Here is an 11798-nt window from a genome sequence, read left to right as displayed (position 1 = left end):
TCGGTGACGGTCAACGGCTTGCGGCCAGCTCCCGCAGCCCGGACCCTCCGCGTCGGCACCGGGTCCCCGGCAAGCTCGGTGACGCCACGCGCAACGGTCGCGGAACTGAACCCGGAGGCGGCAGCAACCAGAGCGATCCCGCCGTGGCCGATGGCCGCGGCCTCGCTCGCCAGGTAGAGACGACGGCGGCGCTCGTCGAGATGCGGCAGGATCCGATCGAACTTGGCCCGTAAGGCGGTGACGGGCGGACGCACTGTCATGGTTCACCGTCCCACCAACTCTGCCTGAACAAGTACTAATTGAAATACAAGCCCCGGCGGTTCCGGAGTACTGGCGCTGCACGCCGGCCGACGTGGCGCCCTTCTTGAGGAAGCCGGTGTCATCGAGGATGAGGATCCCGTCGGGTTCGCCGAGGCGATCGGCTACGTAGTGCTGGAGGTCGTCGCGGAGCTCATGGGCGTCCCAACGGGCACCGTTGAGGAGCCGCTGGAGGCGGTCGGGTGTGCGGTGCCCGGCGTATTCGGCCAGCTGCCAGCCGTTCTTGCGGCCGACCGGGCCCAGCAATCCACGGACGTAGTCACGCATTCTGCGACGCGGCTCGACGCGCCTGAAGCGATGGCCGGTACGCAGGAACAGCTCCTCGAGTTCGTCGTTCCAAATCTCAACCGCACGCTCGTCGATCACGCCGGGAGGCTGCCCAGGCCGTTGCCACTATCAGCGGCGGCTGCACACGATCGAGGGGCGGTCCGGGAAAGAGGACACGGGCCGGCAATCACCCCACTACACTCGCCCAAACCGCCCCTGAACAGGGAAAACGTCAAAGTGCTGCTGGAGTACTAGTGGGCTGGTTGCTGTTCTCGGCCCGGTTGTTCAGCCCCGCGTGGGGAGCAGTGCTCGACCGCGGTCATGAGTTCCCGGTGGGCAACTCCGTAACTCTTCAGCTTGTCGGTGACCAGTGCCCGAGGGACACGGCACTGATTCTTCATGAGCTTGGCCATGAACCGCCTGGCGGCCTTCGCGTCGCGCTTGGACTGCACAAGGATGTCGGGGACGTGGCCATGCTGGTCAACGGCTCGCCACAGGTATTGCCGCTCCCCCTTGATCTTCACGAAGAGCTCGTCGAGATGCCACTTGTCGCCGGGCTGAGGTCGGCGGCGCCGCAGCCCGGCGGCGTAGGTCTGGCCGAACTTACACACCAGCGGCGCACGGTCTCGTAGGAGACGATCACCCCGCGCCGGAGCATAAGCTCCTCGACCTCGCGGTAGCTGAGCGGGAACCGGAAGTACAGCCACACGCGTACGCGATGCCCTCCACCGGATAGCGGTCGCCCTTGTACGACGGCGACGCGCTCTCCATGGCAGGTTCCTCCCACCCGCGACCAACCCGAAGATCATCCCACCCGCCGGTCAACGTGACAGCACCCCGGGAAGGCAGAGGAGCCGGCGATTGAGGCGAACCGGCCCCGGTGGATGCCGTCAGTTGCCTGCCAGTCCCTCGGCCGCGTTTCGCCCGGCGTCGGCGGTTCGGCGGAGGAAGTCGGCGAGCCGTTCGAGCTCGGCGTCGTCGAAATCGGCGCAGATCCGCTCCACCGAGGAGTTCATCCCGGCGAAGAGCTCCAACAGTTCGGCGTTGCGGTCGCGCAGGGCTCGGACCAGGAGGGACCGGCGGTCCGCCGGGTCGCGGTCGCGGGTCACCCAGCCGGCGCGTTCGAGCCGGTCGAGAACCCCGGTCGTCGTGGCGGCGTGCAGCCCGGCTCGTCGCGCCAGGGCGGTCGGGCTCAGCGGACCGTGAGTGTTGATGAGGTCGAGGCAGTCCAGGTCGATGTCTTTGAGCCCGAGGCGGGTGCCGACCTGGCGGTTGAGCAGAGTCAGTTCGGCGCCCAGCTCGCGCAGTCCCTGCTTGACCTCGACCGTGGCCCGTCGTCGACGGTGAGCCGCATCGCCAGGTGGTACGGAATCCATAATATACGCCTCTCAAATCAATATGCTACGGTTCTCGTATATTACGGCACTCGAAAGACGAGGGCCGGAGTGAGGGGGCATCAACATGTTCGCAGTGACAGGAGCGACCGGAAGCGTCGGACGTGAAGCGGTGAACCTCTTGTTGGAGGCCGGCGAGAAGGTGGCGGCGGTAACCCGTGATCCAGGCGCCGCTCTGCCCGATGGTGCGCAGGTAGTGCACGGGGATCCGTCCAGGCCAGACAGCCTCACGGCATTGCCGGACGGCATCGAGGCGATCCTGCTCAGCCCGCGCGCCGTCGGTGGAGCCTCCGCTGAGCTGCTGTCGCTGGCCGCGACTCGGGGCGCGCGGCGGGTGGTGGTGCTGTCAGCAGCGACCGTGGAGCACCTCGCCGGCCACCGGCGGTTCGCCGACGAGTTCAGGGCCGTTGAAGATGCCGTCAGGGACTCTGGTCTGCAGTGGACGTTCCTGCGGTGCGCCGACTTCGCCGCCAACGCGCTGGCCTGGGCTCCACAGATCCGCGCGACCGGCGTCGTCCGTGGCGCCTACGGCGACGCGGCGACCTCACCGATCCATCAGCGCGACGTCGCAGAGGTGGCCCTACGGGCACTGGCGGACCCCGAGCACGCAGGGCGCGCCTACCTGCTCACCGGCCCACAGTCACTCGACCAGCGGGACAAGGCCCGCCTCATCGGCGAGGCCATAGGCCGGGAGGTGTCCTTCCAGGAGCTCACTCCCGAACAGGTCCGCCAGGCCATGCTCGCCCAGGGCCTGGCCGAGGACCTCCCCGACCGGCTCCTTGGCTCCCTGGCCGACTACGCGAACACGCCAGGCCCGTCCACGGGCACCGTGGAGCAGCTCCTGGGCCGCCCCGCACTCACCTTCGCCACGTGGGTCGCCGACAACATCGCCGCCTTCGCAGCCCCGACCGGGTCATGAACCCACGGCCGCGCCAGCAAGGAACGAACGTGCCGAACAGTCCGGCTGCCAAGGTCATACGGTGGGCCAGCCTGCTCTTCTCGGGCGTCTTCGCGGGCTTCCTCGTCGCCGTGCTCATCCTCGAACTGTCCCTGCGGGCCTTCGACAGTCACGTGTACACCCAGGTTCGCCAGGTCGAACTCGATTCGCTGGACAAACTCGCGGTCGTCACGCTCCTGCCGGCACTGATCACCACGGCATTGCTCGTCGCCCTGACGTTCAAGGCGAGAGGACGCACCCCCTGGTTGGCGCTGGTGGCCCTCGCCCTGCTGGCCGGGATCGTCGCCCTGACGCTCGTGATCAACATGCCCATCAACGCGGACCAGCTCGACTGGAATGTGCAGGCGCCGCCCGCGGACTGGGCGACCGTACGTGATCGCTGGCAGATCGCCCACGGCGTGCGGACAGGCGCGGCCGTGCTCGCGTTCGGGGCCTTGATCGCCAATGCGACGGGAACATCGCACGGCACCCGCCAGTCGACACCGTCGTCGCCGCACCACGGACTCCCCGCCGCATCAGGGGATTCCCCGCTGCACCAACGGACATGAAGGAGATCGGCATGAGGGAGATCGAACTGTCCGCCGGGACAATCGAATACAAGGACACCGGCGGCGACGGCCCCACGGTTGTGTTCCTGCACGGGCTGATGATGGACGCCTCACTGTGGAACGGACCTCTCGCCGACCTGTCCGCCGACCACCGGTGCGTGGCACCGACGCTGCCGTTCGGCGCGCACCGTCGCGCGATGAACGCCGACGCCGACCTATCTCTGCCCGGGGTGGCACGGCTGGTCACGGAGTTCCTCGACCGCCTCGATCTCCACGACGTCACCCTCGTCGGCAACGACACCGGCGGAGCACTCGTCCAACTCCTCATGCGCGACGGCGCCCCACGTGCGGGACGGGCTGTGCTCGTCTCATGCGATGCGTTCGACAACTTCCCGCCAGGACTGACGGGCAAGACGCTCGTGCTCACCGGCCAGCTCCCGCCCTGGATGTTCGGACTGTTCATGCAGCAGATGAGGCTGCGGCCGCTCCGGCGGCTCCCTATCGCGTTCGGGTGGCTGACCCTGCGAGGAGACGCCGCCACCGCCCGGTGGATGAAGCCGGTCATGAAGCAGCCCGAGATCCGCCACGACGCCGTACGAACACTGCGAGCCGTAGCGGCAGACACCAAACTCCTGCTTGCCGCAGCCGAACACCTGCCGAACTACAAACACCCCGCCCTTGTGATCTGGGCAAGCGGAGACCGCGTGATGCCATTCGAGCACGGCCGACGCCTCGCCGAACTCCTCCCCCACGGACGGCTGGTCGAGATAGCAGACAGCTACACCCTCATCCCCCTGGACCAGCCAACAAAACTCGCACAACACATCCGAGAGTTCACCCGCACATCCGACGCAACCTAGTGCCGCATCAGGCAACGTTTGCCCCTCGTGATGCGCCGCCTGGATAGTGATCTGGGCGGCGCGTTGTGCGTCACGCTGCGGGCCTCACAGGTCTCCAGTGGGCCGTGGGCACAACTGCCAGCCGCGAGGCATAAGGTGGAGCCGAGGTTTCGCTCGTGCGGTGAATCAAAGGGGGAGGCAACGGATGTCCGTTGACGGATTCAAGTTGTTGGCAGACGCACACGATTACCTGCTGGCCGCGGTGCGCGGGGTGCCCGGGGAGAGGTGGGGGGCCGCGACGCCGTGCAGTGAGTGGACGGTCCGTCAGGTCTTCCATCACGCCCGGCTCGACCAGCAGGCGCTGACCATGCAGATCACCGGGGAGGCACCCGAGGGCGACCCGTTCGAGCCCTCAGACATACTGGCCGCCGACGGCGCGGATGCGGCGGTGCAGTTGGAGACGACTTTGGGTGCCGCGCTGAAGGCATGGGAGTCGGGGCGTGATGCGGAGAGTGTGGCGACCCCGATGGGCCCGATGCCCGCGCAGGCCGGCGCCATGGTCGCAGCACTCGACGCGGCCGTCCACGCCTGGGACATCGCCAAGGCAACCGGCCAGGATCTTCCGTTGACCGAGGACATGGCCGAGCGGCTGGAAATCCCGGCCGGGCAGGTCGTCGAGTTCGTCCGCCAGTCCTTCGGTAAGTACGCGCCCGTGGTCGAGATACCCGCCGACGCAAGCCGGGCCGACAAGTTCCTCGCGTTCACCGGCCGCGACCCGTACTGGTCCGCGACGGCGGTCTGACCGGCGGGTGCGGGCCGCCGCGCGCGGACGGCGGCTCGGATCACCAGGATCAGGTCGGTGTTTCAGTGCCTCGTCAGGCAACGTTTGCCCTGGTGACGACTTCGCGTAGGCGTTCGTCGGCTGCGTGCTTGTTTCGCCAGGTGATGTAGCGGCGGATCATGCTGCCCTGGGCCTTGTGGCTGGGGTGGTCGGTGCCGTCGAGGGCGAAGTAGCGCAGAGCGGTGAACTGGGCCTCGATCCGGTTGAGCCAGGAGCTGTTGGTAGGGGTGTAGGCGATCTCGACGTTGTTCACTGCCGCCCACGTCCCGATCCGCTGGCACCGCTTGGTCGTCAGGTGCGGCGAGTAGTTGTCGCAGACGATGGCGATGCGCACGTCCGCCGGGTGCAGTGAGCGCAGGTAGCGGCAGAACTCCAGGAACTTGGAGCGGTTCTTGGTTTTCTTGATGTGGCCGTAGAGCTGGTCCTTGGCAAGGTCGTATGCGGCGAACAGGTGTCGGACGCCGTGCGGGCGGGTGTAGGTCGCCCGGCGGCGGGGTCGGGGCTCACGGCCGGGGTCCTTGCCCTTGCCGCCGCGTTCGGCCCACTGCTTCCCGGGGTGGGGTTGAAGATTGAGGGGGCCGAACTCGTCCATACAGAAGATGACTTCGGGCTCGCCGTCCTCGGGTACGACCTCGCCGTCGGCGATCGCGTAGAGGTGCTCGACCCTGGCCTTCTTCGTGGCGTAGTCGGGGTCGCGGGAGGTCTTCCAGGTCTTCACGCGTTGAAAGGAGACGCCTTCCTCGCGGAGCAGGATGCGCAGGCCCTCGTGGCTGATGTCGTCGACCACCCCCTCGGCGACCAGGAAGTCGGCCAGCTTGGCCAGGCTCCAGGTCGAGAAGGGCAGGCCGTGCTCGGCCGGCTTGGACTTGGCGATCTTCTTGATCTCCCGGCGCTCGGGCAGCGTGAACGTTCTCGGCCGTCCACCCCGGTACTTCGGGTAGAGCGAGTCGAAGCCGTCCGCGTTGAAGTTGTGGATCACGTCCCGGACACGATCCGCGCTGGTGAACGTGACCTCGGCGATTTTCGCCACCGGCATGCGCTGGCCGGCCAGCATCACCATCTGGGCCCGCCGCCAGGTCACCACCGACCCGGTGCCCCGGCGGACGATCCGCAACAGCCGTCCGCCCTCGTCTTCATCGATCTCACGGACCTGCACACGCTCAGCCACGTGATCATTCTGACGGTCCGATGTCGCCCGGCGCAGCAACCGGACCGGATGTCACAACAGGGCGAACGTTGCCTGATGCGGCACTAGTAATCCAGCAGCGTTTCGCTATCTTGCCTGGCCAGATGCGCTGTCTGGAGTGTAGTTGGCTGATGCCGGGTCAGGGGCGGTCTTGCCGGATCACCCCTGCAACGAGTGGGCTCGTCTCCGGTAGCGGCAGTGGCGGCCCCCGGCTTGGCGCCTGCGCCGCCATTGCCACCAGCTCACTGCGTGGATGCGAAATGGTCGGCGGGGACAGGGCGGGGCGAGTTGCCAGGACTCGCGGACTTCCGCCACGCCGAGTGGAACCAGGGTGCCGGAACCGTTTCTGCATCCCCTTTGTGGATGCGGCGCCTGCTCAGCTCGCGCCGGTTCGGGTTGCTGTCGTATCCCTTGTCGCCGAGCAGGGCATCGGGTCTGCGGCGGGGCCTGCCGGGCTTGCCGGCCATCGGCGTGATGCCGTCCACCAGCGCCAGGGTCTGGGTGACGTCGTTGACGTCGGCCGCGGTGGTGATGACCTTGAACGGGTGCCCTTGCCGTCGCAGATCAGGTGGTGTTTGCTGCCCGTTTTCCCGCGGTCCACCGGGGCGAGCAGCTTGTACGGCTTGGCCGCTACCTGGCCGCTCGGCTGCAGGTAGTGGACTTCGGCGATGCGCATGGGGTCGATCGAGTCCAGAGGCCCGAACGCGTCGATCTCGATGGCCTTCGCCGTAGGCAGCGGCAGGTTCCGCAGTTCCTCGTCTGTGATCGGAACGACCTGTGTCTTGGTCAGCTCGTAGCCCTTGCCGATCTCGTCTTGGCTGACCTCGCGGTACTCCAGCTCGCACACCTTACGTACCCGCACCCGGCCCATGTCCTCGAGGTGGTACTGGTGAAATCGGATCGAGTGATCTTCAGTGGCTCCGACCACGTCAATCGACACCGTGACGAGGCTAAAGCTGATGGCGCCGCTCCATATGGTTCGGGGCATGGCACAACCTCCGCTGTAGCCCCGAGCACCGCCAGTGTAGGGTCTCAAATTTCACTGCACAGCCTCAGGGCTGGCTGCACCCTGACTGCATTTGCGCAGTCGATCTGAGATCTGCTTTTTGTCCTGTCGCACCGAAGCTGACGAATTCTCACCGGATCTCATCCGTGTTGTCGGATTCTCACTGCTTCGCGTTCTGACCTGGCGATAGCCGTGCGGCCGTCCGGACCAGGCCGGCCAGGGCGAGGGAGCGGCTGTGCGCGGGCCAGGCGATGTGGGTCACGACGGAAGGTGCGTCGGCCAGGGGAACGGCCGCGTGCTCGGCCCACAGCCAGGAGCGGGCGGAGTCGGGGACGACCGCCACGGTGCGTCCGAGGGCGATCAACTGGGCCAGTTGCGTCTGGTTGTGGATCTCGGGGCCCGGGCCGGGTGCGTAGGTGCCGTGGGTGGGCCAGCGGGCGAGCGGCAGACCGGGGATGTCCCTGACATCGGCCAGGGACAAGGTCGCGCGGGCGGCGAGGGGGTGCCCGACAGGCAGGACCGCAACCTGCCCCTCGGCCGCCAGTGCCTCGCTGTCGAACCCGGCGAGGGAGTTCCACGGCGTGTGCATGAGCGCGACATCAGCGCGTCCGTCGCGCAGCAGCTCTTCCTGCTCGGAAATGCCGCACGGCAGCACCTCGATCTCGGCACTGTCGGGCTCGGCCGCGTAGGAGTCGAGAAGCTTCCGCAGCAGTTCGTGGGACGCGGCGGCCTTCACCGCGAGGACCAGCCGACCGCGGGGGCCGCCAGGACTGTCGGCACCCCCGACGCGCCGGGTGCGCCGGACGGCGGCAGCGGCCGCGTCGAGAGCCGCCCGGCCCTCCTGCAGCAGCACCTCCCCGGCACCGGTCAGGCGGACACCACGGCGGTTGCGCTCCAGCAGACAGACCCCCAGGCGCCGTTCGAGCTGCTGGACCGCCCGCGACAGCGGCGGCTGGGCCATGCCGAGACGCTCGGCGGCGCGCCCGAAGTGCAACTCCTCGGCCACAGCCACGAAGTACCTCAACTCGCGGGTCTCCAGGGTGTCCACGGCCGCAGCATACGCGGTGATACCCGCCGGGTATGACAGAGCACCGTACCGGTGTTGGCCGCACCACCCGCCCACGGGCCAACATCATCAGCATGAGCGAAACGACCACCGCGCTGGTGACAGGCGCGAACAAGGGCATCGGCTACGAGATCGCGGCCGGACTGGGCAGCCTCGGCTACCGCGTCGGTGTGGGAGCCCGCGACGCGACCCGACGCGAAACCGCCGTCGGCAAACTGCGCGCCGCCGGCGTGGACGCGTTCGGGGTACCACTGGACGTGACCGACGACCGCAGCGTCACCGCCGCCGCGGAACTGATCGAACGACTGGCCGGACGCCTGGACGCCCTGGTCAACAACGCCGGCATCCCGGGCGAAATGGGCCCGGGATGGCTACAGGAGCCGACCACGCTCGACCTGGAAGTGCTCCGCACCGTCGTGGACACCAACGTCATGGGCGTCGTCCGGGTCACCAACGCGATGCTGCCACTGCTGCGGCGCTCCGCCTCCCCACGCATCGTCAACGTCTCCAGTAGCGTCGGCTCCCTGACCCGACAGGCAGACCCGGACACCGAGATCGGCCCCGTCATGGCGGCCTACGCACCGTCGAAATCCTTCCTCAACGCCCTCACCCTGCAGTACGCCCGGCAGTTCGCCGGCACCAACATCCTCATCAACGCCGCCTGCCCGGGCCTGGTCGCGACCGACTTCACAGGCTTCCACGGACCCCGCACCCCCGCACAGGGCGCAGCCACCCCGATCCGGCTCGCAACCCTCCCCGACGGCGGCCCGAACGGTTCCTTCTTCGAGGACGACGGCGTCGTCCCCTGGTGATCACGAACCCGCCGTGGATTCCACAGAAACCAGATGCACTGAGAATTTCGGACCGAGCGTTCTCATCGAACCGTCGGTTCGGCCAGGGCGGCGCGCGCGTAGGCCATGTCCCGCTCGGCATAGCGGTGGGTGGATCGCCCGGTGGAACAGCTCCTCCTTGGACCCGAACACCGCATAGAGGCTGGGCTTGTTGACGCCCATCGCCTCGGTGGGATCAGCCAGTGACGCGCCCTCGTACCCGTGCAGCCGGAAGACCTCGACCGCGCCGTCGAGAGCCTCCTCCTCCTGGAACGTGCGGGGCCGTCCGCCTGGGACAACAGCATTACCTCTCTGACCTGGAGGCGCTCCGACCGGCCCCGGACTCCTCCCCTGAGGCTGTTTGTGTGAGCGGAGGGGGTGCCAGGATCCGAGTGACGGGCCGCCGCTGCATCGGTGCGGGCGCGTTCAGGACATGGTGCCGCTGGAGCGGGCGCCGTGATGGCGTGTCCGGTGCGTTCGTTTGGCCGACGCGTTCTCGTCGAGTTGCTCGGTCGTGTCGTAGTTGCGCCAGCCGGTGAGGCGTCCTTCCGGGGTGTACCTGGCTGACAGTCCGGGAGGATCCATGTGATCTTCGTGTTCCCGGACCAGTTGCTGGGGCAGCATGACTGCTGCTGTGACTCCGTGGGGAGACGACCCGCGGAGCTGGACGCGGATGCCATGGCGGTCAGAGAGCCGACCGACGACGAACACGCCCATGCGCCGCGACACCGCGACGTCGACCACTGGGGGGTTCAGGAGCCTCGCGTTGGCCTCCTCGAGGTCCTGGGTGGACATGCCGATGCCGTTGTCCTGGACTTCGACCTTTGCGCCGCCGCCGGACAGCAGCTGACACGTGACGAGCACCTGCGTGTCGGGTGAGGAGAACGTCGTCGCGTTCTCCAGCAGCTCCGCAATGAGGTGAACGATGTCGTTCACTGCCCGGCCGTCGACGTCCGCCGTGACCAGTCCGCGCAGCTGCACGCGCTGGTACTGCTCGATCTCACTGATGGCGGCCCGGAGGACATCCACGAGCCGGACCGGGGCGCTCCAGCGGCGGCCCGCCTTCTCGCCCGCGAGAACGAGGAGGTTCTCCCCGTTGCGGCGCATCCGGGTGGCCAGGTGGTCGAGCTTGAAGAGGCTGGCGAGCACGTCGGGATCCTGCTCGCCTTTCTCCAGACGGTCGATCAGCTCCAGCTGCCGTTCCACGAGGCCCTGGCTGCGCTGCGAGAGGTTGACGAACATCGAGTTGATGCGGCCTCGCAGTTGCGCTTGCTCGAACGCCAGCCGTACGGAGTCGCGATAGACGTCGTTGAACGCACGAGCGACACCGGCGATCTCGTCGGTCGAGTCGATGGCCGTGGGCTCGACCTCGATGGCCTTCACTTTCTCGTTTCTGGAGCCCCGCAGCAACCGGACCACCTCGGGCAGGCGGCGCTGTGCGATATCGAGAGTGGAGGCGTGCAGGGTGTGCAGCGGGCGGACAATCGACTGTACGAGGACGTACGTCACGCCGAACGTGAACAGGAGAAGCATCAGCTCGACGAGCGCGGCGATGAACACTGAGCGTTCGGTCTCGTGCCGCTCACGCAGGCTTTCCTTCTCAACTGATCCGACGAGCTGCTTCTCGACCAGTCGCATCAGGTCGAGCTTGCTCGTCATGGTGTCGAACCACGTGCCGGCGTCGAGGCTGGGGCGGCTGGTGCCCTGCAGGGCGAGTGCCTGCTTCTGGAGCGTGTCGGCCTTGTTGATGTCCTTTCCGGTGACGGTGCGCTCGTAGAACTGACGCTGGGCCGGCGGCGCGCTGGACAGGAAATGGTCGATCGACGCCTGTTGCTGCTGGCTGGCGAGGGTCACGCTCTGGGTCTCGTTCGCATCGAAGCGTCCCTGGGCCAGTACACCGCTGAGCAGTGCGCGTTGCTGAGACGCTTTCTCGGTGGCCTGGGCGAAGGTCTTGAGTACGCCGGCCCTGATGACGAGGGCCTGGCCGGCGATGTCGGGCGTGAGAAGGTCAAGTGCGTTGGCGAGGTCGGTGATCAATGCCGTGTAAGCGTTGATCACGGTCGGCCAGCGCATGGTCGACTGGGCCACCCTGTAGCGCAGTGACGTCACCTTTCGGTCGAAGGCGTCGAGCAGCGCGAGTTGGGTGGCCAGGGCGGGGTTCGTCTCGCGGCGGACATGAGCGTCCTCGGCACGGACCCGGGCCAGCGCCGCGTCTACCTTGGAGCGCTGCCGGTCGAGTCGGCTGGTGCCACCTGTACGCCCTGCGGCAACGTAGAGGGCGGTGAGATCGCGTTCGTCCTCGATCTGCTGCAACAGTGTTGTTCCCTTGTCGACGACACGAACGAGCTGACTGGTGTCGTTGATGTCCTGTGCGGTCTGCACGGCGGTTCCGACCCGCAGACCGCCCAGTACGAGCGCGGTGACGATCGGGATGACCACCACGGCCAGCAGTTGGGTGCGCACGCCCCAGTTGCCCGGGGCGAACCGCCTCTGGTTGCCTGCCCGTTGTCTTTGCACTTGCCCTTCCACTTGCTCCCCGCCTTTG

General features: G+C 67.4%; 11 protein-coding genes and 4 pseudogenes. 5 read left to right on the top strand and 10 right to left on the bottom strand.

What is annotated here, in order from left to right; genetic code table 11:
* The 4 genes and pseudogenes from ACZ7P3_RS26600 to ACZ7P3_RS26585 all read right to left on the bottom strand — a co-directional run.
* Window positions 1–260, bottom strand: a pseudogene (locus tag ACZ7P3_RS26600) (ISAzo13 family transposase); the annotation flags it as partial.
* A 52-nt stretch (window positions 261–312) separates the two neighbouring features.
* A pseudogene (locus ACZ7P3_RS26595) lies at window positions 313–660 on the bottom strand (transposase); the annotation flags it as partial.
* Window positions 661–841: 181 nt separating this feature from the next.
* A pseudogene (locus ACZ7P3_RS26590) lies at window positions 842–1356 on the bottom strand (IS6 family transposase); the annotation flags it as partial.
* Window positions 1357–1475: 119 nt separating this feature from the next.
* Window positions 1476–1961, bottom strand: a complete 486-nt coding sequence (locus ACZ7P3_RS26585; RefSeq protein ID WP_472085545.1) for a MarR family transcriptional regulator — start codon at window positions 1959–1961, stop codon at window positions 1476–1478.
* Between the two features lie 85 nt (window positions 1962–2046).
* Here ACZ7P3_RS26585 and ACZ7P3_RS26580 point away from each other — a divergent pair, with 85 nt between their 5' ends.
* From ACZ7P3_RS26580 to ACZ7P3_RS26565, 4 genes are all read left to right on the top strand, one after another.
* Window positions 2047–2898, top strand: coding sequence for an NAD(P)H-binding protein (locus ACZ7P3_RS26580; protein WP_472085544.1), 852 nt, complete (start codon window positions 2047–2049; stop codon window positions 2896–2898).
* A 29-nt stretch (window positions 2899–2927) separates the two neighbouring features.
* Complete coding sequence (locus ACZ7P3_RS26575) at window positions 2928–3485, top strand: anthrone oxygenase family protein (RefSeq protein ID WP_472085543.1); 558 nt, start codon at window positions 2928–2930, stop codon at window positions 3483–3485.
* Window positions 3486–3496: 11 nt separating this feature from the next.
* Window positions 3497–4345, top strand: a complete 849-nt coding sequence (locus tag ACZ7P3_RS26570; RefSeq protein ID WP_472085542.1) for an alpha/beta fold hydrolase — start codon at window positions 3497–3499, stop codon at window positions 4343–4345.
* Window positions 4346–4553: 208 nt separating this feature from the next.
* Window positions 4554–5126, top strand: a complete 573-nt coding sequence (locus ACZ7P3_RS26565; RefSeq protein WP_472085541.1) for a TIGR03086 family metal-binding protein — start codon at window positions 4554–4556, stop codon at window positions 5124–5126.
* Window positions 5127–5199: 73 nt separating this feature from the next.
* Here ACZ7P3_RS26565 and ACZ7P3_RS26560 read toward each other — a convergent pair whose 3' ends face one another.
* The 4 genes and pseudogenes from ACZ7P3_RS26560 to ACZ7P3_RS26545 all read right to left on the bottom strand — a co-directional run bounded on the left by ACZ7P3_RS26560 (window position 5200) and on the right by ACZ7P3_RS26545 (window position 8405).
* Window positions 5200–6333 carry an IS630 family transposase gene (locus ACZ7P3_RS26560; protein ID WP_472085540.1) on the bottom strand — a complete coding sequence of 378 codons (1134 nt, stop codon included), beginning with the start codon at window positions 6331–6333 and terminating at the stop codon, window positions 5200–5202.
* Window positions 6334–6593: 260 nt separating this feature from the next.
* Window positions 6594–6845: a hypothetical protein gene (locus ACZ7P3_RS26555; RefSeq protein WP_472085560.1), complete on the bottom strand. Its 252-nt coding sequence runs from the start codon at window positions 6843–6845 to the stop codon at window positions 6594–6596.
* 113 nt (window positions 6846–6958) lie between these two features.
* Window positions 6959–7339, bottom strand: a pseudogene (locus ACZ7P3_RS26550) (Ku protein); the annotation flags it as partial.
* 178 nt (window positions 7340–7517) lie between these two features.
* A complete protein-coding gene (locus ACZ7P3_RS26545) occupies window positions 7518–8405 on the bottom strand; it encodes a LysR family transcriptional regulator (RefSeq protein WP_472085539.1) in 888 nt (295 codons plus the stop codon).
* Between the two features lie 92 nt (window positions 8406–8497).
* On the opposite strand from ACZ7P3_RS26545, the gene ACZ7P3_RS26540 reads away from it, so the two are divergent.
* A complete protein-coding gene (locus tag ACZ7P3_RS26540) occupies window positions 8498–9235 on the top strand; it encodes an SDR family oxidoreductase (RefSeq protein ID WP_472085538.1) in 738 nt (245 codons plus the stop codon).
* Here the strand turns inward: ACZ7P3_RS26540 and ACZ7P3_RS26535 are convergent, their stop codons facing one another.
* The gene (locus ACZ7P3_RS26535) at window positions 9236–9457 is read right to left on the bottom strand and encodes a TetR family transcriptional regulator (protein ID WP_472085559.1); all 222 of its coding nucleotides are present in this window, start codon (window positions 9455–9457) and stop codon (window positions 9236–9238) included.
* Window positions 9458–9679: 222 nt separating this feature from the next.
* Window positions 9680–11716 (bottom strand): sensor histidine kinase, encoded by a 2037-nt coding sequence (locus tag ACZ7P3_RS26530; protein WP_472085537.1) that lies wholly within the window; start codon window positions 11714–11716, stop codon window positions 9680–9682.
* Window positions 11717–11798: the final 82 nt, after the last annotated feature.

Source organism: Streptomyces sp. NPDC107581 (assembly GCF_055657175.1).
Note: the sequence above shows the minus strand (reverse complement) of the source record. Positions and strands in the feature narration are given on the sequence as shown.